The organism is Franzmannia pantelleriensis, assembly GCF_900102875.1.
In the GTDB taxonomy this organism is placed as follows: Bacteria; Pseudomonadota; Gammaproteobacteria; order Pseudomonadales; family Halomonadaceae; genus Franzmannia; species Franzmannia pantelleriensis.
Genome location: NZ_FNGH01000013.1, coordinates 19,377 through 42,547 on the forward strand (window position 1 = coordinate 19,377; position 23,171 = coordinate 42,547).

At 64.9% G+C, this 23,171-nt stretch carries 26 protein-coding genes; 10 read left to right on the forward strand and 16 right to left on the reverse strand.

Features of this window, described 5'->3' with window-relative positions:
• Nucleotides 1-104: 104 nt before the first annotated feature.
• The 3 genes from glnK to BLT16_RS15915 form a co-directional block, all read right to left on the reverse strand.
• Nucleotides 105-443, reverse strand: coding sequence for a P-II family nitrogen regulator (gene glnK / locus BLT16_RS15905; RefSeq protein ID WP_076746020.1), 339 nt, complete (start codon nucleotides 441-443; stop codon nucleotides 105-107).
• Between the two features lie 145 nt (nucleotides 444-588).
• Nucleotides 589-1,839: an ammonium transporter gene (locus tag BLT16_RS15910; protein ID WP_089659498.1), complete on the reverse strand. Its 1,251-nt coding sequence runs from the start codon at nucleotides 1,837-1,839 to the stop codon at nucleotides 589-591.
• A 104-nt stretch (nucleotides 1,840-1,943) separates the two neighbouring features.
• Nucleotides 1,944-2,282: a P-II family nitrogen regulator gene (locus tag BLT16_RS15915; RefSeq protein WP_076746022.1), complete on the reverse strand. Its 339-nt coding sequence runs from the start codon at nucleotides 2,280-2,282 to the stop codon at nucleotides 1,944-1,946.
• 291 nt (nucleotides 2,283-2,573) lie between these two features.
• On the opposite strand from BLT16_RS15915, the gene BLT16_RS15920 reads away from it, so the two are divergent.
• Nucleotides 2,574-2,906 carry an accessory factor UbiK family protein gene (locus BLT16_RS15920; RefSeq protein ID WP_089659499.1) on the forward strand — a complete coding sequence of 111 codons (333 nt, stop codon included), beginning with the start codon at nucleotides 2,574-2,576 and terminating at the stop codon, nucleotides 2,904-2,906.
• Between the two features lie 31 nt (nucleotides 2,907-2,937).
• A complete protein-coding gene (locus BLT16_RS15925) occupies nucleotides 2,938-4,449 on the forward strand; it encodes a YifB family Mg chelatase-like AAA ATPase (protein WP_089659500.1) in 1,512 nt (503 codons plus the stop codon).
• 156 nt (nucleotides 4,450-4,605) lie between these two features.
• On the opposite strand, the gene BLT16_RS15930 is transcribed toward BLT16_RS15925, so the two are convergent.
• Both BLT16_RS15930 and BLT16_RS15935 read right to left on the reverse strand, forming a co-directional pair.
• Nucleotides 4,606-5,097 carry a hypothetical protein gene (locus tag BLT16_RS15930; protein WP_089659501.1) on the reverse strand — a complete coding sequence of 164 codons (492 nt, stop codon included), beginning with the start codon at nucleotides 5,095-5,097 and terminating at the stop codon, nucleotides 4,606-4,608.
• A complete protein-coding gene (locus BLT16_RS15935) occupies nucleotides 5,094-6,074 on the reverse strand; it encodes an alpha/beta hydrolase (RefSeq protein ID WP_089659502.1) in 981 nt (326 codons plus the stop codon). The genes BLT16_RS15930 and BLT16_RS15935 overlap by 4 nt, the downstream gene beginning before the upstream one ends.
• Before the next feature lie 217 nt (nucleotides 6,075-6,291).
• On the opposite strand from BLT16_RS15935, the gene BLT16_RS15940 reads away from it, so the two are divergent.
• Both BLT16_RS15940 and BLT16_RS15945 read left to right on the forward strand, forming a co-directional pair.
• The gene (locus tag BLT16_RS15940) at nucleotides 6,292-8,466 is read left to right on the forward strand and encodes a malate synthase G (RefSeq protein WP_089659503.1); all 2,175 of its coding nucleotides are present in this window, start codon (nucleotides 6,292-6,294) and stop codon (nucleotides 8,464-8,466) included.
• A 150-nt stretch (nucleotides 8,467-8,616) separates the two neighbouring features.
• Nucleotides 8,617-9,030 carry a PaaI family thioesterase gene (locus BLT16_RS15945; protein ID WP_089659504.1) on the forward strand — a complete coding sequence of 138 codons (414 nt, stop codon included), beginning with the start codon at nucleotides 8,617-8,619 and terminating at the stop codon, nucleotides 9,028-9,030.
• Here the strand turns inward: BLT16_RS15945 and BLT16_RS15950 are convergent.
• On the reverse strand, nucleotides 9,006-9,398 hold the full coding sequence (locus BLT16_RS15950) for a DUF423 domain-containing protein (RefSeq protein ID WP_089659505.1): 393 nt from the start codon (nucleotides 9,396-9,398) through the stop codon (nucleotides 9,006-9,008). The genes BLT16_RS15945 and BLT16_RS15950 overlap by 25 nt on opposite strands.
• Before the next feature lie 102 nt (nucleotides 9,399-9,500).
• Between BLT16_RS15950 and thiS the strand changes: the two genes are divergently transcribed.
• Genes thiS through trmB form a run of 3 tightly spaced genes read left to right on the forward strand, consistent with a single transcriptional unit; the run spans nucleotide 9,501 to nucleotide 11,289 of the window.
• Nucleotides 9,501-9,701 carry a sulfur carrier protein ThiS gene (gene thiS / locus BLT16_RS15955; protein ID WP_089659506.1) on the forward strand — a complete coding sequence of 67 codons (201 nt, stop codon included), beginning with the start codon at nucleotides 9,501-9,503 and terminating at the stop codon, nucleotides 9,699-9,701.
• 10 nt (nucleotides 9,702-9,711) lie between these two features.
• Entirely contained in the window at nucleotides 9,712-10,509 is a 798-nt protein-coding gene (locus BLT16_RS15960; RefSeq protein WP_089659507.1) for a thiazole synthase, read from the forward strand.
• Nucleotides 10,510-10,539: 30 nt separating this feature from the next.
• A complete protein-coding gene (trmB, locus tag BLT16_RS15965) occupies nucleotides 10,540-11,289 on the forward strand; it encodes a tRNA (guanosine(46)-N7)-methyltransferase TrmB (protein ID WP_089659508.1) in 750 nt (249 codons plus the stop codon).
• A gap of 476 nt (nucleotides 11,290-11,765) precedes the next feature.
• Here trmB and BLT16_RS15970 read toward each other — a convergent pair whose 3' ends face one another.
• Nucleotides 11,766-12,683, reverse strand: coding sequence for an AEC family transporter (locus tag BLT16_RS15970; RefSeq protein ID WP_089659509.1), 918 nt, complete (start codon nucleotides 12,681-12,683; stop codon nucleotides 11,766-11,768).
• 115 nt (nucleotides 12,684-12,798) lie between these two features.
• On the opposite strand from BLT16_RS15970, the gene BLT16_RS15975 reads away from it, so the two are divergent.
• The gene (locus BLT16_RS15975) at nucleotides 12,799-13,311 is read left to right on the forward strand and encodes a hypothetical protein (RefSeq protein ID WP_089659510.1); all 513 of its coding nucleotides are present in this window, start codon (nucleotides 12,799-12,801) and stop codon (nucleotides 13,309-13,311) included.
• A complete protein-coding gene (locus BLT16_RS15980) occupies nucleotides 13,308-13,898 on the forward strand; it encodes an SCO family protein (protein WP_089659511.1) in 591 nt (196 codons plus the stop codon). Before BLT16_RS15975 ends, BLT16_RS15980 begins: the two co-directional genes overlap by 4 nt.
• A gap of 11 nt (nucleotides 13,899-13,909) precedes the next feature.
• Here the strand turns inward: BLT16_RS15980 and BLT16_RS15985 are convergent, their stop codons facing one another.
• From BLT16_RS15985 to BLT16_RS16015, 7 genes are all read right to left on the reverse strand, one after another.
• Complete coding sequence (locus BLT16_RS15985) at nucleotides 13,910-14,974, reverse strand: extracellular catalytic domain type 2 short-chain-length polyhydroxyalkanoate depolymerase (RefSeq protein WP_089659512.1); 1,065 nt, start codon at nucleotides 14,972-14,974, stop codon at nucleotides 13,910-13,912.
• Nucleotides 14,975-14,979: 5 nt separating this feature from the next.
• Nucleotides 14,980-15,666, reverse strand: coding sequence for a BamJ family beta-barrel-assembly machinery protein (locus tag BLT16_RS15990; RefSeq protein ID WP_089659513.1), 687 nt, complete (start codon nucleotides 15,664-15,666; stop codon nucleotides 14,980-14,982).
• Nucleotides 15,667-15,758: 92 nt separating this feature from the next.
• Nucleotides 15,759-16,193, reverse strand: coding sequence for a universal stress protein (locus BLT16_RS15995; RefSeq protein ID WP_089659514.1), 435 nt, complete (start codon nucleotides 16,191-16,193; stop codon nucleotides 15,759-15,761).
• A 29-nt stretch (nucleotides 16,194-16,222) separates the two neighbouring features.
• On the reverse strand, nucleotides 16,223-17,506 hold the full coding sequence (locus tag BLT16_RS16000; RefSeq protein ID WP_089659515.1) for a TRAP transporter large permease: 1,284 nt from the start codon (nucleotides 17,504-17,506) through the stop codon (nucleotides 16,223-16,225).
• A gap of 15 nt (nucleotides 17,507-17,521) precedes the next feature.
• The gene (locus BLT16_RS16005) at nucleotides 17,522-18,109 is read right to left on the reverse strand and encodes a TRAP transporter small permease (protein WP_089659516.1); all 588 of its coding nucleotides are present in this window, start codon (nucleotides 18,107-18,109) and stop codon (nucleotides 17,522-17,524) included.
• A 202-nt stretch (nucleotides 18,110-18,311) separates the two neighbouring features.
• On the reverse strand, nucleotides 18,312-19,328 hold the full coding sequence (locus tag BLT16_RS16010) for a TRAP transporter substrate-binding protein (protein ID WP_089659517.1): 1,017 nt from the start codon (nucleotides 19,326-19,328) through the stop codon (nucleotides 18,312-18,314).
• A gap of 89 nt (nucleotides 19,329-19,417) precedes the next feature.
• Nucleotides 19,418-19,963, reverse strand: coding sequence for a TIGR02444 family protein (locus BLT16_RS16015; RefSeq protein WP_089659518.1), 546 nt, complete (start codon nucleotides 19,961-19,963; stop codon nucleotides 19,418-19,420).
• A gap of 53 nt (nucleotides 19,964-20,016) precedes the next feature.
• Here BLT16_RS16015 and BLT16_RS16020 point away from each other — a divergent pair, with 53 nt between their 5' ends.
• The gene (locus BLT16_RS16020; protein ID WP_089659519.1) at nucleotides 20,017-21,951 is read left to right on the forward strand and encodes an ATP-binding cassette domain-containing protein; all 1,935 of its coding nucleotides are present in this window, start codon (nucleotides 20,017-20,019) and stop codon (nucleotides 21,949-21,951) included.
• A gap of 84 nt (nucleotides 21,952-22,035) precedes the next feature.
• On the opposite strand, the gene dtd is transcribed toward BLT16_RS16020, so the two are convergent.
• Both dtd and BLT16_RS16030 read right to left on the reverse strand, forming a co-directional pair.
• Entirely contained in the window at nucleotides 22,036-22,473 is a 438-nt protein-coding gene (dtd, locus tag BLT16_RS16025; RefSeq protein WP_089659520.1) for a D-aminoacyl-tRNA deacylase, read from the reverse strand.
• A 41-nt stretch (nucleotides 22,474-22,514) separates the two neighbouring features.
• Nucleotides 22,515-23,099, reverse strand: coding sequence for a chalcone isomerase family protein (locus BLT16_RS16030; RefSeq protein ID WP_089659521.1), 585 nt, complete (start codon nucleotides 23,097-23,099; stop codon nucleotides 22,515-22,517).
• Nucleotides 23,100-23,171: the final 72 nt, after the last annotated feature.

A 23,171-nucleotide genomic window follows, 5' to 3' on the forward strand; every position in this document is an offset into this window, starting at 1 on the left:
AGCGCCGCTGCGCGGCTGGAAGCCAGAAGAGAAAACCCCCGTGGCCTGGGCTACGGGGGTTTTCCATTACACCAGCGGTAGTGATGCTATTTGGCTTCGAGCTGTCAGACCGCGTCCTTGCCGGTCTCGCCGGTACGAATGCGGATGACCTGCTCCAGCGGCGAGACGAAGATCTTGCCGTCGCCGATCTTGCCGGTGTTGGCCACGCTGGTGATTGCATCGATGACCTTGTCGGCCATGGCATCGTCGACGGCGACCTCGAGCTTCACCTTGGGCAGGAAGTCGACCACGTACTCGGCGCCACGATACAGCTCGGTGTGGCCCTTCTGACGGCCGAAGCCCTTGACCTCGGTCACGGTGATGCCCTGCACGCCGATCTCGGAGAGTGATTCGCGAACGTCGTCGAGCTTGAACGGCTTGATGATGGCAGTCACCAGTTTCATGGTCTTTCTCCTCGCATCCTGTGGGTGGGGCGGGCCCCCTGGTTCAAGCGCTATATGCTACAAGCATACACCGCCCGGCCAGATATGAAAAAAGGCCCCCCGTAGGGGGCCAGGGGAGCACGCCAGCTCACTCGGTGTATCGCCGTTACTTCTTGGCGATGTTGAATTCGGGATAGGCTTCGAGGCCGCATTCGGCGATATCGACGCCTTCGTACTCTTCTTCTTCGCTGACACGGATGCCCATGATGGCCTTGAGCACCAGCCATACTGCCAGGCTAGCCGCGAAGACCCAGGCGAAGATGCCAATGATGCCGATGATCTGGGCGCCGAAGGACGCGTCGGCATTGGATAGCGGTACCGCCAGCACACCCCAGATACCCACGACACCGTGTACCGAGATGGCACCCACCGGGTCGTCGAGCTTGAGCTTGTCGAGGCTGACGATGGAGGCCACCACGATAGCACCACCCACGGCACCGATCAGCGTGGCGCCAAACGCGGAGGGGGCCAGCGGCTCGGCGGTGATCGCCACCAGGCCGGCGAGGGCACCGTTCAGTGCCATGGTGAGATCGGCCTTGCGGAACCACAGCTTGGCCAGGACCAGGGCGGCGAGTACGCCACCGGCGGCCGCGGCGTTGGTGTTGACGAACACCTGGGCTACGTTGTTGGCCGAGATACCATCGGACATCTTCAGCTCGGAGCCGCCGTTGAAGCCGAACCAGCCCATCCACAGGATGAAGGTACCCAGGGTCGCCAGCGGCATATTGGCGCCGGGGATGGCGTAGATCGCGCCGTCCTTGCCGTACTTGCCCTTACGCGGGCCAAGTACCAGCACGCCGGCCAGGGCGGCGGCAGCGCCTGCCATGTGCACGATGCCGGAACCGGCATAGTCGGAGTAGCCCAGCGCGTCGAGCCAGCCTTCGCCCCAGGTCCAGTAACCCGAGATCGGGTAGATGACACCGGTCATGACCACGGCAAATGCCAGGAAGGCCCACAGCTTCATGCGCTCGGCCACGGCGCCCGAGACGATCGACATCGCGGTCGCCACGAACACGACCTGGAAGAAGAAGTCGGAACGCATCGAGTAGTAGGGCGCATCCGCATCACCGGAAGTGATGGCATCGAGAGTGTTCTCGCTACCGATCAGAAAGCCCAGGCTTGGCAGGAAGCCGCCGCCGGCGCTGGAGTACATGATGTAGTAGCCGACCAGCAAGTACATGGTGCAGGCGATGGCGAACAGTGCGATGTTCTTGGTCAGAATCTCGGCAGTGTTCTTGGAGCGTACCATCCCGGCCTCGAGCATCGAGAAGCCGGCGGCCATCCACATGACCAGTACGCCACAGATAAGGAAATAGAAGGTGTCGAGCGCGTATGTCAGCTCTGCTAATTCTGTCATTGGGTGTTCTCCTGAGCCCTTGTCGTGCTGCGGGCCTCGTAAGTGTCCGCGGTGAGCGTCATTTTTTTGATACCTGCGTACTTGTGCTAAGCGCTAGGCCTCGTTTACACCGCGTCGGCGCCTCGCTCACCGGTACGAATGCGGATAACGTCTTCCAGAGGCGTAACGAACAATTTGCCGTCGCCGATCTTGCCGCTGTTGGCTGCTGTTCGGATGGCATCGAGAACGCCTTCGACGCGCGAGTCGTCGACGGCGATCTCGACCTTGACCTTGGGCAGGAAGTCGACGACGTATTCAGCGCCGCGATACAGCTCGGTGTGACCCTTCTGGCGGCCAAAGCCCTTGACCTCTGTCACGGTGATGCCTTGAACGCCGTTGTCTGCCAGCGCTTCGCGGACATCATCCAGCTTGAATGGCTTGATAATGGCGGTAATGAGTTTCATCCCGAATCTCCCGAATGAAAGGGGTTGAGGCGTGCAAATCGGCTTGCGCCTGATTAGGACATAGCGTGAAGCGTGCCAGGGTTTGTATTTTTCTTTTTAATCAGTCGAGTAAGTGTTGGTATGCACCACATTGCAAAGTCGCGATGGGGGCGTTGAGGGGGCTTTGCACCAAAATGGCGCCGCAAGAAAAGTCGCGCGCCACATAATGGGGCGTCAGCTGGGCATGCGTGCCGCTGACAGCTTGCGTATGCTTAGGCGAAGGCATATCCGCTGAACGACGAGGAGAATCACGTGAGCCATCAAGACCGATTTGGCCGCCTGGCCCGCGAGCTGGGGGAGCGGTTGCAGGGCGCCTCCCAGGCGCCGGAGGAGATCCACAAGGGCGTGCAACAGGTGGTGCGTGGCGCCTGCGAGCGCCTCGAACTGGTATCCCGCGAGGATTTCGATATTCTCATGGATGTGCTGCAGCGCACCCGCAGCCGCGTCGAAGCACTGGAAGCACGGGTCGCTACCCTGGAAGCAGCGCTCGACCAGGACGCGGCGACCAGCGACGAAAGCGCTCGCGAGGTAACCGTCGACACCCCGCCCGCCGAGGATGCCGGCGGTGGTGAGCCCACGCGCTGAGACGACGCCACTCTATCGGCGAGGGACCGCCATGACGCTTGCCATCATCAATACCCGGGCCAGCCTGGGGCTCGACGCGCCGGAGGTGCTGGTCGAGGTGCACCTGGCCAACGGCCTGCCGGGCCTGACCCTGGTGGGGCTGGCCGAAGCGGCAGTGAAAGAGAGTCGTGAGCGGGTGCGCAGTGCGCTGCTCAACGCCGGCCTCGAGTTTCCTACTACCCGCCGTATCACCCTCAACCTGGCGCCCGCCGACCTGCCCAAGGAAGGCGGGCGCTTCGATCTGCCGATTGCGCTGGGCATCCTGGTGGCCTCGGGGCAGGTGCCGGGCGAGGCGCTGGAGACGGTCGAGTGCCTCGGCGAGCTGGCGTTGGACGGCAAGCTGCGTCCGGTCACCGGGGTGCTACCGGTGGCGCTGGCCGCGCGCCGTGCCGGGCGTACGCTGATCGTACCCCGTGCCAATGCCGACGAAGCGGCCCTGGCCACTGGGCTCGAGGTACTGCCGGCGGAGCATCTGCTGGAAGTAGTGGCGCATCTGCTGGGCCAGCAGCGCCTGGAGGCGCATCATGCCGAACCGCGACCGCTGGATAGCGTGGCCAGCGGCATGGATCTGGCTGAGGTTCGCGGCCAGCAGCAGGCGCGGCGGGCGTTGGAGATCGCTGCGGCCGGTGCACACAACCTGCTGCTGGCCGGCCCACCAGGAACCGGCAAGACCATGCTGGCCAGCCGTCTACCGGGGATTCTTCCGCCGCTGCAGGAGGACGAAGCGCTGGAGGTAGCGGCGATTCGCTCGGTGATCGGGCTACCGCTCACCGACGACTGGGGGCGGCGGCCGTTTCGTACCCCGCACCACACTGCCAGCGCCGTGGCCCTGGTCGGCGGCGGCTCCAAGCCGCGGCCCGGCGAAATCTCGCTGGCCCATCACGGCGTGCTGTTCCTCGACGAATTGCCGGAATTCGCGCGCAGCGTGTTGGAGGTGATGCGTGAACCCATGGAGTCGGGGACGATCTCGCTGTCGCGGGCGAATCATCAGCGCCGCTACCCGGCGCGGTTTCAACTGGTGGCGGCCATGAATCCTTGCCCCTGCGGCCACCTGGGGGACCCCCGCCAGGCTTGCCACTGCACGGCGGCGCAGATCCAGCGTTACCAGCAGCGGCTTTCCGGGCCGCTGCTCGACCGCATCGACCTGCAGGTCGAGGTGCCGGCGCTGCCGCCGGAACAGCTGACCTCCCAGCAGCCCGGCGAGGACTCTGCCGCAGTGCGCGAGCGGGTGCTGGCGGCCCGCGCGCGGCAGGCCAAGCGCGGAGCGCTCAACGCCCATCTGCCCGGGCGCGAGTTGGAGGCCGCCTGCGCGCTGGATACGGCCACCCGCGCTTGGCTGGCCGGGGTACTGGAACGCCTCAATCTCTCGGCCCGGGCGTATCACCGGGTGCTGCGGGTAGCCCTTACCCTCGCCGACCTCGCCGGCGATGCCCCACCGGAGCGCCGTCAGTTGATGGAAGCGATCGGCTATCGTCAGCTAGACCGGCTGCTCAAGGGCGGCTGAGAGGGTGTTTACAAACTACTGCGCTAGGCCATGCGGCGTTGAAATCAGCCTCAAAATGCTCATTTAACACCCAGTAAACTCCGCTTTTTCGGCTGATTTCGCCTTGCCTGGCCGTCGCTCGTGACATTTGTAAACACCCTCTGAGCCAGGTTCTCTTTAGAGTGCGGTGGCGTCGAAGGCCCCATATAGCGTCTCTTCCCACTGCGGCTCGCTGTCACCCAGGCGGCGCAGGCGCATGTGCAGGGCATAGGGCAGCAGCTCGCGGTCGGAGAGTGTCAGCCGCGGGCCGTCGGCGCTGAGCCGCGTCTCCAGCAGCCACTGATTGTCCCGCGAGTCGCTGTCCTGCATCTCGGGCGTCCAATCGATGACCTGGGGACCGTCGCTGGGGGCCAGCAGTGCCCGGCTTAGGCTTTCGGTGAAGCGCGGCTGGCTGATGCCCAGGCTCTCGTCGACGTCGGGAGCGGCCAGCAGCAGCACCACATCGGGCGTATTACGGGTCCAGACTGGCTCGCTGAGTAGCGACGCGGTCGCTGTCTCGCCCAGGCCGAACAGCGCCTGGCGCAGCAGGGTGGGCGCGTCCGGCGCGCTGGCGCAGCCGCCAAGCAGTAGTGCGAGCAGCACTGCTGGAAGGGTAGGACGTCGTTTCATGTGCCGGGCCGCTCAATGTCGTTGGGTACCAGTTGGTCGAGAAAGCGACTCAGCTCGTTGAACAGTATCTGGCGAATCGGTTCGGCCTCGTTGACCAGGTGGTGGCGCGCCTCGGGGTGACGGTGCACCTGCGCGCAGGGAAACTTGCGGGTCATTACCTCGAGGTTCCAGGCCCAGTCCACGGTCAGGTCCTGCTCGCCTTGTAGAATCAGCACCGGCAGCTCGCTCTCTGGCAACGCGATCAGCTGTGGCATCCAGCGCCGCATGGCGCTGACCCAGGTCAGCGTCAGGTAGTCGGCCTGCAGCGGGTCGGCCTCACGCAGAAAGGCGGTGAAGTCGCTGTCCGAGGAGTTGGGGCGGTACTTGCGTGGCAGGGTGGTAATAAAGGGGCTGGCCAGCCGGTGCAGCCAGCTCGACTGCGGCCAGCCCAGGGGCCGCACCAGTGGCGCCAGCAGCGCCAGTCCGTGCCACTCACTGGTCTGCCCGTTGCGCAGCGCATCGGTGGCGAGGATTGCCGCGCCGGTGCTCTGACCGATGCCCACCCACGGCTTGGGAATCAGTCCTTGATCATCGAGCTGGGACTGCAGTGCAACGAGACACTCGCCGTAGTCGTCGAAGTCATCGATGGTGGCCCGCTCGCCGCTCGACAGGCCGTGCCCCGGCAGGTCCCAGAGTACCACTCGCCAACCTTCGCTAAGCAGCCGGTCGAGCAGGTGACGATAGAGGCCCAGGTGATCGAAGTAGCCATGCACCACGAAGGCGGTGCCGCGCGGTGTCGTGGGTGACCAGACCTGGGTCCAGAGGCGAAAACCGCGCGCATCCAGGTAGCCGACATGCAGTCCGACGTGGTCGGTCAGCAGCGGGGCGAGCTGGTAGTGAGCGAGATAGTGATCGAGATGTGGCGTCCATGGCGTATTGCCGGGCACGCGGGCCGGCGCGATGGGCCCAAGGGCCTGCAGCGGTGCAAAGTCGGTCATCGAACCCTCCCTAGTACGCTCATGCTAGCGCCGGCTGGCTCGGCAAGCCATATTGCGACAGCGGCATTTCATCATTTGGTCGAGCCCTGGCAGACCGCAGTGACATTTTCAGGTAGCATATGGAAGTCATTTCCACAAAAAAATGTTACTTTTAGGAACACCTATAACGACCCACGGCCGGTCAGTGGTACCGGTCACAGCGCATCAGGAGACTCTCATGACTGACCGCGTCACCCGCCATCGTCTTCAGGTGGCCTCCGAGCTAGACCGTTTCATCAACGATCAGGCCCTGCCTGGCACCGGCGTCGATGCAGAGACCTTCTGGTCCGGTGTCGATGCGCTGTTTCACGATTTGACCCCGAAGAACCGTGAATTGCTCGCCGAGCGCGAGCGCCTGCAGGGCGAACTCGACGCCTGGCACCGCGAGAACCCCGGTCCGGTTAGCGACATGCCCGCTTATCGTGACTTTCTCAAGCGCATCGGCTACCTCGCGGATACTCCGGCCAAGGTAACCGCGACCACCGCAAACGTCGATGCCGAGGTCGCCACCCAGGCCGGCCCGCAGCTGGTGGTGCCGGTGAACAACGCCCGCTATGCGCTCAACGCCGCCAATGCCCGCTGGGGCAGCCTCTACGATGCCCTCTACGGCACCGATGCCATCAGCGAAGACGACGGCGCCGAGAAAGGCGCGAGCTACAACCCCAAGCGCGGCGACAAGGTCATTGCCTACGCCCGCGGCGTGCTCGACCGCGCCGCGCCGCTGGCCACCGGCTCGCACCGTGACGCCGTCAACTATGCACTGCGCGACGGCCACCTGGTGGTGACCCTCGACGGTGGCCGCGAGACCGGCCTCAAGGATCCCGGCAAGCTGGTCGGCTTCCAGGGTGATGCCGCCAAGCCCGAGGGTATCCTGCTCGCCAATCACGGCCTGCATCTGGAAATCCAGTTCGATACCAGCCACCCGATCGGCAAGACCGACCCGGCCGGCGTCAAGGACCTGCTGGTCGAGGCCGCACTGACCAGCATCATGGACTGTGAAGACTCGGTGGCGGCGGTCGACGCCGAAGACAAGGTGGTGGTCTATCGCAACTGGCTGGGCTTGATGAAGGGCGACCTGGAAGAGCAGCTGGAGAAGGGTGGCAAGACCATCACCCGGCGCCTCAATCCTGACCGCCAGTACCAGACCCCCGACGGCGGTAGCCTGACCCTGCCCGGTCGCGCGCTGATGTTCGTGCGTAACGTCGGCCATCTGATGACCAATCCGGCGGTGCTCGACGCCGACGGCAATGAGCTGCCGGAGGGTATCCTCGATGCCGCAGTGACCGGTCTGCTGGCGCTCCACGATCTCAACAAGGGCGACGATCAGCCGCGCAACTCCCGCGCCGGCTCGGTGTATATCGTCAAGCCCAAGATGCACGGCCCCAAGGAAGTCGCCTTTGCCAACGAACTGTTCGGCCGGGTGGAAGACATCCTGGGCATGGCTCGCGACACCCTCAAGATGGGCATCATGGACGAGGAGCGGCGTACCACCGTCAACCTCAAGGCCTGCATCAACGCGGCCGCCTCGCGGGTGGTGTTCATCAATACCGGTTTCCTCGACCGTACCGGCGACGAGATGCACACCGCCATGGAAGCCGGTCCCATGATTCGCAAGGGCGACATGAAGGGCGCCAAGTGGATCGGCGCCTATGAGCGCAACAACGTGTTGGTTGGCCTGGCCTGCGGGCTGCGTGGTCGCGCCCAGATCGGCAAGGGCATGTGGGCCATGCCCGACCTGATGGCGGCCATGCTCGAGCAGAAGATTGGTCATCCCAAGGCCGGTGCCAACACCGCCTGGGTACCGTCGCCCACTGCCGCCGCGCTGCACGCCCTGCACTATCATCAGGTCGATGTTGGCGCGGTGCAGCGCGAGCTGGAAGGCCAGGGCGACATCGATCTGCTCGACGACCTGCTGACGGTACCGGTCGCCGAGAGCGCCAACTGGTCCGACGAGGAAATCCAGCAGGAGCTCGACAATAACTGTCAGGGCATTCTCGGCTACGTAGTGCGCTGGGTCGAGCACGGCGTGGGCTGCTCCAAGGTCCCGGACATCCACAACGTCGGCCTGATGGAAGACCGCGCCACGCTGCGCATCTCCAGCCAGCACCTGGCCAACTGGCTGCACCACGGGGTCGTCGACGCCGAGCGCGTGCAGAAGACCCTGGAGCGCATGGCCAAGGTGGTCGATGAGCAGAACGCCGGTGACCCCAGCTACACTGCGATGAGCGCCGACTTCTCAGCCTCTACTGCGTTCAAGGCTGCCAGCGACTTGGTGTTCAAGGGTCGCGTGCAGCCGGCGGGTTACACCGAACCGCTGCTCCACGAGTGGCGTCAGGTTCACAAGGCCAAGTAACCCTGGCTGCGTGAGATGACGGGCCCCGGCGTATCCGCGTCGGGGCCCGTCGCGTTTGGGCTGTGGGGGGGAGCGAAGATATCGCCGCGACGCGTGCCTTGCGCTATCTTGGGCGCAGCAGACTCGCCGCCAAGCCGCCAGGAGGGCGCCATGACCGTTATGACCGCAGCCGCCATCGAGGAATTTCTCGACGAGGTGTTCCCGCATCGAGAGGGCACCATCGAGGGCGTCGACGAGATGCGCGCGACCATGAGTCTGGCCATCGAGGATGAACACCTGCGTCCCGGCGCCTGCGTCTCGGGCCCGAGCATGATGGGGTTGGCCGACGTATGTCTCTACGTGGCGATCCTGGCGCAGATCGGTCCCGAGCCGATGGCCGTGACCAGCGACATGAACTGCCACTTCCTGCGTCGCGCCCGCGGTGACCGCGACCTTATCGCCAACGCGCGCATCGTCAAGCTCGGCCGCCGCCTGGCGGTGGGCGAGGTACAGCTGTTCTCTGCCGGTGACGAGGAGCCGGTGGCAATCGTCACTGCCACCTATGTCCTGCCTGACGCCGATTGAGCTCGCACTGCGCTGACCGCCAGCGCGATCCAGCCAGCGATAAAGGCGACGCCGCCCAGCGGGGTGATCATGCCCAAGCGGCCGATGCCGCTCAGCGCCAGGGCGTAGAGCGACCCCGAGAATAGCAGGATACCCAGCGCCCAGAGGCCCAGCGTCAGCCGCTGACCGCGCAGCGGTTGGCCGGCCCGCCAGGCCAGCACCCCGAGCATCGCCAGGGTATGCCACATCTGGTAGCGCACGCCGGTCTCGAAGGCCGCCAGCAGCCGCGCCGGCAGCTGGCCCTGCAGGCCGTGGGCGGCGAAGGCGCCGAGTGCCACGGCTAGGCCGCCGCTAAGCGCTATCGCCAGCCACCAGGGGGTGTCTCGCATGGGGAAATCTCCTTGTCTAAGGCGCTCATACCGTACCCCGCGGGGTAAGGTATGAGCTACAATAGTGCCCCCCGAACCGCTGCGATTCGCTGGAGGACCAACATGCAGATCCTGCTCAACGGCGAAGCCAGAACCCTAGAGGCCGAGGCCACGGTCAGCGACCTGATCGCCGCCCTCGACCTGACCGGCCGGCGCATCGCCGTCGAGGTCAACGAAGAGATCGTACCGCGTAGCCAGCATGCCCAGCAGGGGCTGGCCGACGGCGACCGCGTCGAAATCGTCCACGCCATTGGCGGGGGCTAGAGGAGCCATCATGACAGACCCTATCCAGGACCAGCCACTGCAGGTGGCCGGGCATCGCTTTGCTTCACGCCTGCTGGTCGGCACTGGCAAGTACCGCGATTTCGACGAGGCCAGCGCCGCGATCCAGGCCTCTGGCGCCGAGGTGGTGACCTTCGCCGTGCGTCGCACCAACCTGGGGCAGGAGGCCGGCGCGCCCAACCTGCTCGACGTGGTGCCGCCGGAGCGCTTCACCCTACTGCCTAATACCGCGGGCTGCTATACCGCCAAGGATGCGGTGCGCACCTGCAAGCTGGCCCGCGAGCTTCTCGACGGCCACACGCTGGTCAAGCTCGAGGTGCTCGGCGACGATGCCACCCTCTATCCCAATGTGGTAGAGACCCTCAAGGCCGCCGAGGAGCTGATCAAGGACGGCTTTGACGTCATGGTCTACACCAGCGACGACCCCATCGTGGCCAAGGAGCTCGAGCGACTGGGTTGCTGCGCGGTGATGCCGCTGGGGTCGCTGATCGGCTCCGGCCACGGCATTCAGAACCCGCACAACCTGCGCCTGATCATCGAGCAGGCCGAGGTGCCGGTGCTGGTGGATGCCGGCATCGGCACGGCCTCGGATGCTGCCATGGCCATGGAGCTGGGCTGCGACGGGGTGCTGATGAATTCAGCCATCGCGCATGCGCGCCAGCCGGTGTTGATGGCGGCTGCCATGAAGCAGGCCGTCGAGGCCGGGCGCGCTGCCTTCCTGGCCGGGCGCATGCCGCGCCGCCAGAGCGCCGAGCCCTCCTCGCCCTTCGCCGGCCGTATCAACGGCTGAACGCCGCCACCGACGAGAATCGCACCGCGCATGAGTGATACCCCCGACCAGCGTTCCGACGCCACCACCAGCGGGCCTGAGAGCCCCGAGGCGCCGCTGCATCGCCGCGGCATCAAGAGCTATGTGCTGCGCGCCGGTCGCATGACCGTCGCCCAGACCCGCGGCCTCGAGGAGGTCTGGCCGCGGCTGGGGCTGACCCTTGCCGAGGGCCGCCAGGACCTCGATGCGCTGTTCGGACGCGATGCCCCACGGGTGGTGGAGATCGGCTTTGGCATGGGCACTTCGCTGATCGAGCAGGCTGCTAGCCATCCGGATACCGACTTCATCGGCATCGAGGTGCATGCGCCCGGGGTTGGCAAGCTGCTTGACGAAGCCGACAAACGTGGCCTGACCAACCTGCGGGTCTACCGCGAGGACGCCCTGCGGGTGCTCGAGGAGTGCCTGCCGCCGGCCAGCCTCGATACCCTGCAGCTGTTTTTCCCCGACCCCTGGCCGAAGAAGAAGCACCATAAGCGGCGCATCGTACAGCCGGCCTTCGTCGAGCTGGTGCGAACCCGCCTCAAGCCGGGCGGCACCTTCCACCTGGCCACCGACTGGGCGGCCTACGCTGAGTGGATGGCCGAGGTCATGGAAGCCGCGCCGGGCTACCGCAATACTGCAGCGGCGGACATGGCGCCCTATGTGCCACGCCCGGCGTTCCGCCCGTTGACCAAGTTCGAGGCCCGCGGCGAGCGCCTCGGCCACGGTGTATGGGATCTGATCTACGCCCGCGATGCATAGGCGGGAACGCCGCTCGTATCATCTTGCTCTGGCCTATGCATGTAGCAGTATCGCTCGGGACTGATCCGGCGGCAGGCCTATGAGGAGGCGCTGTAAACCCGTCGCTGGGCGCTACCAACGCCCTGCTACGCTCTCGCATCCTGCTCCGCTTGCAGGACCGGTGCTGGCTGGCCATCCATGGCCAGTCCGTTCGGAGCAGTGCTCCTCACCCATGGCGTTGAACCTCCTCTTCGACCTGCCGTCGGCGTCCCTCGCCGCAAAGCCTTGGCCGAACTCGTTGTCTGGATAGAAAAGAAAAAGCCGCTCCGGGAGGAGCGGCGAAAGACCGTGACTAGCTTGATGAGGAGAAACCATGGCAGAAAACCTGACATTCTCTGCTATGGCGTGTGGCGCCTGGCAAGCGCCACGGTTGTTAAGATAATCGTTCGCATTTACTTCGTCAAGCGTAACGAGAATATTTTTTATTTAATTTGCGTTTAGCCGCCTACCAGCCTCAGCCACAGCGGCAGCGTCAGCATCGCCAGCAGCGTCTGGCCGGTGATCAGCGCGGCCATCAGCTCGGCGTCGCCGCCCAGTTGGCGGGCCAGGATATAGGCCGAGGTGGCGGTGGGCAGGGCGGCAAACAGCAGCGCCACATCCCGGCTCACCGGGTCGAGGCCCAGCAGCAGGGCCAACACCAGTACCAGCGCTGGCATGATCACCAGCTTGAGCAGATTGGCGGCCCAGACGCCGCGATCGAGGCGCACCAGTGCCCGCGGACGCAGTGCCACGCCGACTGCCACCAGGCCTAGCGGCAGCGCCGCGCTGCCCAGCAGGCCGACGGTCTGGGCGCTCCAGCCCGGCAGGCCGATGCCGCTCAGGTTGAGGGCAATCCCCACCAGGCAGGCAAGGATCAGCGGGTTGCGTACCAGCGCCAGCAGGCTCTTGCCGAGGCTGGCTGGCCCGAGGGTGCCGGCGGCGATGAAGCTCGCCACGCACAGCACATTCACCACCGGGACCATCAGCGCCACGGCCACCGCAGCGACGGTGGCCCCGGCGCTGCCGTGCAGCGCGCTGGCGCCGGCCACGCCGACATAGGTATTGAAACGCAGCGCGCCCTGGAAGACCGAGGTAAAAGCCGCCGGATCCAGGCCCAGCTGCTGGCGCAGCCGCCACAGCAGGGCGCCTAGCGCGGTCATCACCCCAAGCAGTACCAGTGCGACCCGCGCCACTGGTACCTGGCTGACATCCGCGGTGGCGAGCGTGGCCACCAGCATCGCGGGGAATAGCAGGAAGTAGATCAGCTTCTCCAATTGGGGCCAGAAATCCCCCGCCGGTAAGCGTTTCCAGCCCAACCCGGCCCCCAGCAGGATCAACAGAAACAGCGGGCCCAGCGCACCGGCCACATCACCCATGGGGCGCTCCTTGTCATCGACCTTGGGATGCGACAACCTTTCACAGGTCGCCATGAGACAAACGCTGATAAGCTTACCGGCAATTGCCACTGCATTGGAGGGTCCTGGTGATACCATGACCACGCTGCCCCCATCCCCGGACGAGACAACCCCGCGTTCACCGCTGCTCAACCTGCTGATCCTGGTCACCCTGGTGACGGTAGTCGTGGCGCTGTGGTATCTCGGCAACTACTATTTTCGCGGCAGCAGTGACGATGTCACCTGGTACCCGCCAAGCCCGCCCTGCGACCTGCACCAGGGGGCCTGTCACGCGAGTCTGGGCATGGCGTCGCGGCTGTCGTTGGATGTCGATGGCGAACTGCGCGAGCTCGAGATCCTGCCCATCGAAGTGCGCCTGGAGGGCGTCGAGGCGCGGGCGGTGACGGTCGAGCTGGTGGGGCGCAATATGCATATGGGGGTCAATCGCTTTATCCTCGAGGCGCAGGGCAACGGCGTGTTTCGCGGCGACGGCCAGATCGGCGTCTGTACGGAGGCGGTGATGCCGTGGCGCGCCCAGGTAGTCGTTGAAACGCCACAGGGACGCAAGGGCAGCTGGTTCGACTTCGATATCAAGAGGAGTGCGGTATGACGCGCAAGATGCGGTGGGCGGGCCTCGCCTCGCTGGTGCTGGTAGTGGCGCTGGGCACGATCTGGTGGGTGCAGCAGCAGGGCGATGACGGCGAGCCGCGCGGTGGCGAGGTGGCGCTACCCTCGACCCAGGGCGAGTTCTCGCTGGCAGGCATGGACGATGACGAGCTGGCGGTGCTGTTTTTCGGTTATACCTACTGCCCGGACATCTGTCCGATGACCCTGGCGGTGATTCGCCAGGCCCTGCAGCAGCTCGATGAACAGCACGCGCAGCGTCTCGTGCCGGTACTCATTACCGTTGACCCTGCCCGTGACACCCTCGAGCGGCTCGAGGAGTATGTCGGCTACTTCGGCGAGCAGTTCATCGGTGCCCGCGGCAGCGAAGAGCAGCTCGACGATATCGCCGAACGCTACAACCTGTTCTGGCGCAAGCAGGACATGGAGGACTCGGCGATGGAGTACACCGTCGACCATAGCTCTTCGATGTACCTGGTCGACCGCCACGGCGAGATCCGCCAGCGAGTGCTTTACGCGCCGACGCCGCACTCGCTGATCTCGGCCGTACGGCACGAGTTCAGCGGCGGCTGAGCGCACCGCCCTTAGCGGGCGGGCGCGTCCTCCTGTGCGTCGTCGTCACCGCTGAGCCGCTTGACCATGGCGTGCAGTGCCTGCACCTGATGGCCGTCGCGTGTCTCGTGCCCGGCAGAAGGCTCCCAACTGCTTTCATCGAAGCCCCACCAGTCCCAGCAGCCCTGGGGGTTGGCCATGCTGGTATCGGCCTGCGGGTAGAGCACGGCCAGCTGATTGGCTGCGGCCCAGTCGTTGAGCCCGGTATGCCGGACAAAGGCGTCCTCGATCTGCGTCTGGCTCATGTTGCAGCCGTGCAGTGCCACCACCAGGCCGCAGGGCGCCCCCTCTTCACAGGCCTTGGGCAGGTAGAGTTGACCCTGATCGGCGAGCCCTGAGCCGCGATAGAACTCGCGCTGGTCGAACGGCAGCAGCGTACCGCGGTCCCCGTTGTCGGGAGCGGTCAGCTCACCGTACAGCCAGTTCAGGAGCTCACCCGCCGCATCGCGGTCGCAGGCCAGCAGGTGTGGGCTGCCGCCGAGGCGGCAGTCGGCCAGCTCGGTAATGTGCGCGAGGCCGGTACCGCCCACCGGCCAGCCGTGGCCGACGTTATCGGCGCTGATGAACTTGAGCTGCTCGGCGTGTTCCAGCCACTGGCGGTACTGGGCCGCCAGCAGCTCACCAAGTGCTGGGTCGACCACCTCGTCCTCTTCGCCGTGCCACACGAAGACCCGCTGTCGGGCCAGCGCCTCGGCGGCGCCGAGGCGTCCGTCGGCGCGGTAGGCGGTCAGGCGGCCCTCCAGCTCGGCCAGGCTGGGTGAGCCGTGTCGCTGGGTCATGCACTGCCCCAACGCCAGACGCAGGCTGCCTTGAGCGCACCCCCAGGGACCGGCAGCGAAGACGCCCAGGCCGCGATAGGTCTCGGGAAAGGCCACGGCCAGCTGGGTGGCCATGTAGCCGCCGGACGAGACGCCCACCACGCTGACGCGGTCGGGGGCGATGTCGAGTACGGGCAGGGAGGGAAGAGCATCGCTGTCGGCCAGCGCCGGGCCCGTCAGGCCCAGCGCCAGACCGCACACTATCAGAGCGGGTCTCATGGCGATCAATCGTCGATGCCGAGCAGCTCGACCTTGAAGATCAGCGTTTCGTTAGGACCGATCGGGCCGCCAGTGCCGGCTTCGCCGTAGGCCAGCTCGGAGGGCAGATAGATCATCCAGGTATCGCCGACGCTCATCAGCTGCAGGGCTTCCTGCCAGCCTTCGATGACTTGATCGACGCGAAAGCTGACCGGCTCGCCGCGCTGGTAGGAGCTATCGAACACGGTCCCGTCGATCAGGGTGCCTTCATAGTGCACCTCGACGCTGTCTGACGCGCCCGGCGACGGGCCATCACCAGACTCTACTACCTGATACTGCAGGCCGGAGTCGGTGACTTCGACACCTTCTTCTTCGGCGTTTTCGGCCAGGAAGGCCTCGCCGGCTTCGCGATTGGCCTCAGCGGCTTGAGACGCCTGGGCCTCGCGGCTGGCCATGGCGCTCTCCTGGAAGCGCGTCAGGGCCTCGGCCATCTGCTCCTCGCTCATGGCCAGCTCGCCGCCGGCATAGACATCCTCGATAGCCTGGGTGAAGGCGTCGAGGTCCAGCTCCTCGACGTCCTGAACCAGGCTCTGGCCAAGGGTCACGCCGAGGCTGTAGCTGAGCTGTTCTTGCTCCGTTTCGGGGGCGGCCAGGGCCAGCGGTGCGGCAGCCAGCAGGGTGCCGAATGCCGCAGCGGAAACCAGTGTCTTCATGCAGAGTCCTCGATTCAGTAAGGCGTCGTGTCTCGGACTCTATCAGGCGCCATGAGTTTCCGCACCCGCGCCATTGCGGTGCAATCGTCGTGTCAGACAACCAGCACCGGGCACTTGGCCATACTGGCGACCCGCTGTGAGACACTGCCGAGAATGCTCGATTCGCCGTTGGTGCCCTTGGAGCCGAGCACGATCAGGTCGCACTCGCGCTTGCGGGCGAAGCGTACGATGGTGCTCGACGGCCGGCCGCCCTTGACGAAGGCCCGCACCCCTTCGACCCCGAGTTCGATGGCGCGGTGCTTGGCATTGAGGGCGATTTCGGTGGCGTACTCCTTGAGGGCATCGTCGGGAATGTCTAGCTTTTCCGGACGCACCATCGACAGCGACGCTTCCAGCAGGCTGTGGTGCTTGAACACGCACAGCACGTAGAGCTCGGCGTCGGTCAGCCGCTGCAGCTCGATGGCCTTGTCCAGTGCCCGCAGGGCGCGCTTGGAGCCGTCGACCGGGACCAGGATTCGCTTGAACATCGTCACCTTCTCCTTATAGAGCGAGTGGCTCACCGGAACGCCAGATCACGCAGGAACAGCGCGATCTGCGGGAACATGATTACCAGCGCGGCCGCCAGTACCAGCATGAAGATGAACGGTGGCGTGCCGCGGATCACCTCCCAGTAGGGGCGCTTGAAGATGGCGATGGCGGTAAAGATATCGCAGCCGAACGGCGGTGTGGCCGAGCCGATCGCTACCTGCAGGGTGATCAGTACGCCGACGTGTACCGGATCGAGTCCCGAGGCGGCGATGGCCGGGGCGAAGATCGGCGTCAGCACCAGGATCACCACGATCGGGTCGACGAACATGCATGCCACGAAGAAGGCCACCGAGATGGCGATCAGCACGCCCACTGGCCCGGCCTCGTTGATGCCTACGGCGGCGAGGATCTCCTGGGGAATCTGGGCAAACGAGATCACCCACGAGAAGCCGTTGCCCACCGCCACCAGGATAAACACCACGGCGGTGATCAGCCCGGTGGACTTGGCGATGGTGTAGATATGCTGCAGCTTGAGCGAGCGGAATACCACGAACTCCAGCAGCACCGCATACAGCACGCAGGCGGCCGCGGCCTCGGTGGGGCTGAAGATGCCACCGTAGATGCCGCCGACGATCAGTACCGGAAAGCCCAGCGGCCACAGCGCGCGTTGCACCGCGGTGAGGCGTTCGCGCCAGCTGGACTTGGGCTCGGTGGGCACGTCCCTGACCACTGCATAGATGACGCAGTAGATCGAGAACATGAACAGGATCAGCAGCCCTGGGCCGATACCGGCGATGAACAGTTCGCCGATCGAGGTGCCGGAGATGACCCCGTAGATGATCATGCCGATGCTCGGCGGGATCAGGAAGGCGATGTCACTGGAATTGATGATCAGCGCCAGGGTGAACGGGTCTTTGTAGCCGGCCTTGAGCATGCGCGGACGCAGCGGCGAGCCTACCGCCACTACGGTGGCCTGGGTCGAGCCCGAAACGGCGCCGAATAGCGTACAGGAGGCGGCGGTGCTTACTGCCAGGCCGCCTTTCACGTGACCGACGAAGCTCATCACCATGTTGATCAGACGGCTCGCGGACTGACCGCGGGTCATGATATCGGCAGCCAGAATGAACATCGGCACGGCGATCAACGCGGTGGGGCGTATGCCACCCATCAACTGTTGGATCAGGGTTTCCATCTGGCCGGTACCGCCGAAGGTCATGTAGAAACCCACGAAGGCGGCGGTGACCAGCGGTATCATCATCGGGAAGCCGAGCAGCAGCAGCACGATCATGATGGAGATAATGATTGTCGTCATTGTGCGTTCCCCGCGTCAGACTTCGGTTTCCGTGTCCTTGTACCCGTCGACTACATGGGTCGAGAGATAGACGTCACGAGAGGTCATATTCTTGATGGCGGTCAGCAGGTACTGGATCCCGGTGATGGTGAAGCCCACCGGTACCCAGAGGTACATCAGCCATACCGGAATGCTCAGCGAGGGCAGCACCCGGCCGCGGCTGTAGGTGGTCTGGATATAGCCGATCGAGTAGTAGCAGAGCGTGAACATGACCAGCGCGGTGAATAGGCAAATGAAGATCATCAACCAGCGGCGCCCGCCGGTGGGCAGGGCATCGTAGATCGCTGACATGCGGATATGCCGGCCGTGGCGAGCGGCATAGCCGATACCGGCAAAGGTGATCATCACGATCAGGATGCGGTTGACCTCTTCAGAAAAGTGCAGGCTCTCGCCGAACACGAAGCGGCCGATGACGTTGGCCACGGTGTTGATCGCCATCAGGATCACCCCCATGGCCAGGATCACGGCTTCGGCCTTGCTGATCCAGGTATCGATCACGCCCAGCGGGCCGGGCAGGGTGGAGCGGTACTGTTGTTCGGCGACGTCTTCTTCGTTCATGTCCATGTCGAACGACTCCTCGCGGTCTGAATAGCGATGCATGGGTGCGTGCATACAAACGGTGACGTTCCCAGCCTATGCCGTCGCGCCGGCGCTTGCAGGCGGAGTATCAACGCTGATTGGCCGGGCGCCAACGACAAGGGGGCAGCCTTGCGGCTGCCCCCTATGCGGTTAGCTGCGACGCACGCCAGACGTGCGTGGCGCGGCATCACTCGTTGGTGACGGCCTCGAGGTCGGCCTTGAACTGCTCGAGCAGCTCGGCGCCGCGGTCGCCGGTCATCTCGACGAAGCGCTCCTCGACCTGCGGGGCACGCTCGCGGAACGCTTGGATCTGGTCCTCGTCGAGGCGTGTCACGGTGACATCGTCGGATGCTTCCTGGATGGCTGCCAGCGACTCATCCGCAAGCCCGGAGATGTGCTCGATGATGTGCTCGTAGGCGGCCTCGGTGGCATCGCGCACCAGCTGCTGGTCCTCTTCCGAGAGACCGTCATAGAAGTCCTGGTTGGCCATCATCGCCGTGGTGAACCAGCCGTGGCCGGTGAATACCAGATTGGGAGAGACCTCATACAGGCCGCCGGACTCGATCCAGAAGATCGGGTTTTCCTGGCCCTGGATGATGTTGGTCTGCAGGCCACCATAGACCTCGCCCCATGGCAGCGGGGTCGGCGTTGCGCCGAAGGCGCGGTAGGTTTCCGAGAGCAGCGGGTTGGTCATGGTGCGGATGTTCTTGCCGCGCAGATCCTCCGGGCTGGTGAACGGTTCGTCCAGGGTGACGACCATCTCGCCTTCCGGGTACATCTTGAGAAGCTCGAGGCCCTGTTCGGCATAGAGCTCGGGGAAGGTCTCATTGATCGCCGTGGAGGTGTTGAAGAACTCGATCACTGTCTCTTCATCGGTGGGCAGCAGGTAGGGGATGAAGAAGATCTGCGCTTCGGGAATCAGCGAACCGGTAAAGCCCGGTGACTGGTTGACGAATTGCAGGATGCCGGCCTGTGTCTGCTCCATGATGTCGTCGGACTCGCCGAGCTCACCGAAGCGATAGATTTGCACGGTGTGGTCGGAATTTTCCTCGACATACTCCTTGAAGGCGACTGCGAAGACATCCTGGACGTCGCCTTCGAATTCCTCGTGGGCGTAGCGCCAATTATCGGCACTGGCAGCGGTGGAAAGGCCAAACAGCAAAGCGCCGACACTGGCGGCGGTGAGTAGGTTGCGAACCATCATTTTTGTCTTCCCTCACAAGGTTGAGCCAGTATTGATGCATCCCGACTGGCTGAAGTGCAGGTTTAAAAACATGCAGTTGTGATTTCAGGCTAGCGCGCCCCCCGAAAGGGGTCAAGGCGGCTTTCCAGGGTTTGCAGGGCGTAGAGATGGTGTTTTTTCTGTTCGGGTAGCCGGGCGTAGAGGCGTTGGCCAAGTGCTGCATCGGCCTCGGTAAGGGGGCGTATCCAGTCCGCCGAGCCTAGCGCCTCCTCGCTAATGCGTTGCAGCATTCGCAGCGCTTCGCGCTCGGCCAGCAGCTCGGCCTGTTTGATGGTGTTACGCAGCTCGGTGATCTCGGGGTTGGTGAGCGCTTGCTTTTTAAGCGCGCGACGCTGCTGCCGCAGCGGCTGAGTTATCTCTGCCTGCCAGCGGCGCAGTGGGCCGAGTTCGTCGTCGAGACTGCCTTGTGCAACCAGGCCGAGGCTATCCAGCCAGCAGTGCCACAGCAATTCGCAGACATCGGCGCCGGCCTCGTCCTGCAGCTGCAGGCAGGTGGCCGCAATCTCCTCGCGGCCGTAAAAGGCAAGTGCGAAGTCCCATAGCGGTGCGTCACCGAGACAGGCCCGCAAGCGCGCCAACAATTGGGTAGAATCCATGCCATTCGTTCCTACGGGGTGGTGAGCCACCCTGCCGATCTACCGGAGCCAGCATGATCGCACTGCGCCAACTCTCGCTGCAACGTGGTACCCAGACGCTGATCGAAGGCGCCGAGCTGACCCTGCACGGCGGCCACAAGGCGGGCATCGTCGGCCCCAACGGGGCCGGCAAGTCGAGCCTGTTCAAGCTGCTGCTGGGGGAACTGGCGCCCGACAAGGGGCAGGTCGAGATGTCCGGCGGCCAGCGAATCGCCCACATGGATCAGGAGATCGCGGCACTGGATCGCGCCATCGTCGACTATGTGCTCGACGGTGACCGCGAGCTGCGTGACACCGAGGCTGCGCTGGCTGCAGCCCAAGCCAGCGGTGACGCCCACCGCGAGGCCGAACTGCACGGCAAGATCGAGGCCCTGGATGGCTACAGCGCCCCGGCGCGTGCCGCCCAACTGCTGGTGGGCTTGGGCTTTGCGCAGCGTGACCTGACGCGGCCGCTTTCCGACTTCTCCGGCGGCTGGCGGATGCGCGTCAATCTGGCGCGTACGCTGTTCATGCCCTCCGACCTGCTGCTGCTCGACGAGCCCACCAACCACCTCGACCTCGACGCCCTGCTGTGGCTCGAGCAGTGGCTGACGCGCTATCCGGGCACCCTGCTGCTGATCTCCCACGACCGTGACTTTCTCGACGCGGTGTGCGACCACATCGTGCACTTCGACCGTGGCCGGTTGGTGCTCTATCGCGGCAACTACTCGACCTTCGAGCGTACCCGCGCCGAGAAACTGGCGCTGCAGCAGGCCGAAGCCGCCAAGCAGCAAGCACGCAAGGAGGAGATCGAGCGCTTCGTGGCGCGCTTTCGCGCCAAGGCCACCAAGGCGCGTCAGGCCCAGAGTCGCCTCAAGATGCTCGAGCGCATGGGTGACATCGCCCTGGCTCACGCCGATTCGCCGTTCCACTTCTCGATTCCTGCGGCGGACAAGACCTCGCACCCACTGCTGGTACTGGACGAGGCACGGCTCGGCTATCGCGATGATACCGGCCACGAGAGCGTGCAGCTCGACGACGTCAAGGTCACCTTGCTGCCCGGCAGCCGCATCGGCCTGCTGGGCCCCAACGGCGCCGGCAAATCGACGCTGATCAAGTCGCTGACCGGTGAACTGGCGCCGCTGGCCGGCAAGCGGGTGCCTGGCGAGCACCTGGCGATCGGCTATTTCGCCCAGCATCAGCTCGAGGGGCTCGATCTCGCGGCTACCCCGTTCATGCACGTACAGAGGCTCTCGCCGACTGCCAGCGACCAGGAGATCCGCAACTTCCTGGGCGGCTTCGGCTTCAAGGGCGACGACGCCTTCGAGGTGGCCGGCAGCTTCTCCGGGGGTGAGAAGGCGCGCCTGGCGCTGGCCCTGGTGGCGTGGCAGAAACCCAACCTGCTGCTGCTCGACGAGCCCACTAACCACCTCGACCTGGAGATGCGTGAGGCGCTTACCGAGGCACTGGCCAGCTTCGAGGGAACGGTGATCATCGTCTCCCACGACCGCCACCTGCTGCGGGCCACCGTCGATGAGTTCTGGCGCGTGGCCGACCACCGGGTCGAGCCGTTTGACGGCGACCTCGAGGACTACCGCGCCTGGCTCAAGGCGCGCCTCGAGGGCGAGCGCCGCGAAGCGCGCGCCGACAAGGCCGAAGAGGCGCCCCGCGAGGATCGCAAGGCGGCTCGCCGCGCCGCGGCCGAGCTGCGCGAGAAATTGCGTCCGCTCAAGAAGCAGCGCGACCGCGCCGAACAGGCGATGGAGAAGGTCCAGGCGAAACTGACAGAGGTGGAAGCGACGCTGGGCGACGCCGAGCTTTACACCGACCCCGCGCGCAAGGAGGAGCTGACCACGGCGCTGGCCCGCCAGGGCGAGCTCAAATCGCAGCTCGACGACCTCGAAGCCGACTGGCTGGCCGCCGAAGAGGCGCTGGAGGCCATGGAGGCCGAGCTAAGCTCGGAGACATAAGACGCGGCTACGCCGCTCGAAGAGGGAAGACCGGCGCTTCGCGCCTTGAAGATGAAAAGCTAGAGCTAAGAATTGGCTTCCCTCTCAACTCTCCAGCAGAAAGGTCACCGGCCCGTCGTTGATCAGTGATACCTGCATATCGGCGCCGAACTCGCCGCAGGCGACCCGTGGCCAGCTCGCCTGGGCGCGGGTCAGCAGGTAAGTGAACAGTCGCTCACCCTCGGCGGGCGGCGCGGCGCTGGAGAAGCTCGGGCGCAGCCCCTTGTGTGTGTCGGCGGCCAGGGTGAACTGCGAGACCAGCAGCAGTCCGCCTTCGGCCTGCTGCAGATTGAGATTCATCTTGCCCTCGGCGTCGCCGAACACCCGATAGTGCAGTAGCTTGTGCAGCAGCTTGTCGGCGCGCGCCTCGTCGTCACCCTTCTCGACGCCGATCAGGGCCAGCAGGCCACTGTCGATGGCGCCGACCGTGTGGCCGTCGACCTCGACGCTGGCGCGGCGTACGCGCTGAATCAGTGCTCGCATGCGGGCTCCTCTGGCTATGGTCGGCCCGCCAGTATAGCGTCTCAGCGCCCCAGCAGGGCGTCGCGGAAGTCTCGACGCAGCGGGTTACTGCCCAACCAGATGCCGAACAGCGCGTTGGCCAGCGCCAGGTCATCGCTGCGATAAAGCGTCTCGGCGTTGAGCGCCAGGCGCAACTCGCCACCGTCCCAGCTCAGCGCGTAGCGATCGCCGGGGACGACGTCGCGATAGGCCCGATTGAAGGCCTCCAGCTCGTCACTGAGCCGGGCAAACGCCTCGGCATCCAGGGTGTCGCGAAGCGTCTCGCGGGTTGCCTGGGCGAAGTCATCGGCCTCGATGGCGTGGAAGTACTCCAGCTCAAGGCGCTTGGGAACATTGGATTGCGGTGCCGGTGCGCTGGCGGTTTCATCCTGATAGTAGGCGCCAGCGTAGGCGTTCCAGATCATATAGCGAAACACGCCGCTGCCCAACAGCGCGTAACGGATGCCGTTGTCGTCGAAGCGGGTCTCGAACTCGACGCCGCGCACCTCGACCCGCGCGTCGTTGGCCTGGACCAAGCTTGCCAGACCGACGAGCAGGCACAGCGTTGCCGCATGAGTGAGACGGCGAAACGGGTGGACGGGTCGCATGGGGGGCCTCCGTAGGTGAGCGATCACCCCTTACGGACCTCGTTTCTTTGTATAGGTTCTGTATTGGATCTA

Bases quoted from the DNA above. Each gene is read 5' to 3' on its own strand.
- BLT16_RS15975 (WP_089659510.1), top strand. From the start codon at position 12,799: ATGACCACGCTGCCCCCATCCCCGGACGAGACAACCCCGCGTTCACCG.
- BLT16_RS15930 (WP_089659501.1), bottom strand. From the start codon at position 5,097: ATGAAACGACGTCCTACCCTTCCAGCAGTGCTGCTCGCACTACTGCTT.
- BLT16_RS16015 (WP_089659518.1), bottom strand. From the start codon at position 19,963: ATGGATTCTACCCAATTGTTGGCGCGCTTGCGGGCCTGTCTCGGTGAC.
- thiS (WP_089659506.1), top strand. From the start codon at position 9,501: ATGCAGATCCTGCTCAACGGCGAAGCCAGAACCCTAGAGGCCGAGGCC.
- BLT16_RS16010 (WP_089659517.1), bottom strand. From the start codon at position 19,328: ATGATGGTTCGCAACCTACTCACCGCCGCCAGTGTCGGCGCTTTGCTG.
- BLT16_RS16030 (WP_089659521.1), bottom strand. From the start codon at position 23,099: ATGCGACCCGTCCACCCGTTTCGCCGTCTCACTCATGCGGCAACGCTG.
- BLT16_RS15915 (WP_076746022.1), bottom strand. From the start codon at position 2,282: ATGAAACTCATTACCGCCATTATCAAGCCATTCAAGCTGGATGATGTC.
- dtd (WP_089659520.1), bottom strand. From the start codon at position 22,473: ATGCGAGCACTGATTCAGCGCGTACGCCGCGCCAGCGTCGAGGTCGAC.
- BLT16_RS15960 (WP_089659507.1), top strand. From the start codon at position 9,712: ATGACAGACCCTATCCAGGACCAGCCACTGCAGGTGGCCGGGCATCGC.
- glnK (WP_076746020.1), bottom strand. From the start codon at position 443: ATGAAACTGGTGACTGCCATCATCAAGCCGTTCAAGCTCGACGACGTT.
- BLT16_RS15990 (WP_089659513.1), bottom strand. From the start codon at position 15,666: ATGAAGACACTGGTTTCCGCTGCGGCATTCGGCACCCTGCTGGCTGCC.
- BLT16_RS15910 (WP_089659498.1), bottom strand. From the start codon at position 1,839: ATGACAGAATTAGCAGAGCTGACATACGCGCTCGACACCTTCTATTTC.
- BLT16_RS16020 (WP_089659519.1), top strand. From the start codon at position 20,017: ATGATCGCACTGCGCCAACTCTCGCTGCAACGTGGTACCCAGACGCTG.
- BLT16_RS15985 (WP_089659512.1), bottom strand. From the start codon at position 14,974: ATGAGACCCGCTCTGATAGTGTGCGGTCTGGCGCTGGGCCTGACGGGC.
- BLT16_RS15945 (WP_089659504.1), top strand. From the start codon at position 8,617: ATGACCGTTATGACCGCAGCCGCCATCGAGGAATTTCTCGACGAGGTG.
- BLT16_RS16000 (WP_089659515.1), bottom strand. From the start codon at position 17,506: ATGACGACAATCATTATCTCCATCATGATCGTGCTGCTGCTGCTCGGC.
- BLT16_RS15935 (WP_089659502.1), bottom strand. From the start codon at position 6,074: ATGACCGACTTTGCACCGCTGCAGGCCCTTGGGCCCATCGCGCCGGCC.
- BLT16_RS15980 (WP_089659511.1), top strand. From the start codon at position 13,308: ATGACGCGCAAGATGCGGTGGGCGGGCCTCGCCTCGCTGGTGCTGGTA.
- BLT16_RS15940 (WP_089659503.1), top strand. From the start codon at position 6,292: ATGACTGACCGCGTCACCCGCCATCGTCTTCAGGTGGCCTCCGAGCTA.
- BLT16_RS16005 (WP_089659516.1), bottom strand. From the start codon at position 18,109: ATGGACATGAACGAAGAAGACGTCGCCGAACAACAGTACCGCTCCACC.
- BLT16_RS15970 (WP_089659509.1), bottom strand. From the start codon at position 12,683: ATGGGTGATGTGGCCGGTGCGCTGGGCCCGCTGTTTCTGTTGATCCTG.
- trmB (WP_089659508.1), top strand. From the start codon at position 10,540: ATGAGTGATACCCCCGACCAGCGTTCCGACGCCACCACCAGCGGGCCT.
- BLT16_RS15925 (WP_089659500.1), top strand. From the start codon at position 2,938: ATGACGCTTGCCATCATCAATACCCGGGCCAGCCTGGGGCTCGACGCG.
- BLT16_RS15995 (WP_089659514.1), bottom strand. From the start codon at position 16,193: ATGTTCAAGCGAATCCTGGTCCCGGTCGACGGCTCCAAGCGCGCCCTG.
- BLT16_RS15950 (WP_089659505.1), bottom strand. From the start codon at position 9,398: ATGCGAGACACCCCCTGGTGGCTGGCGATAGCGCTTAGCGGCGGCCTA.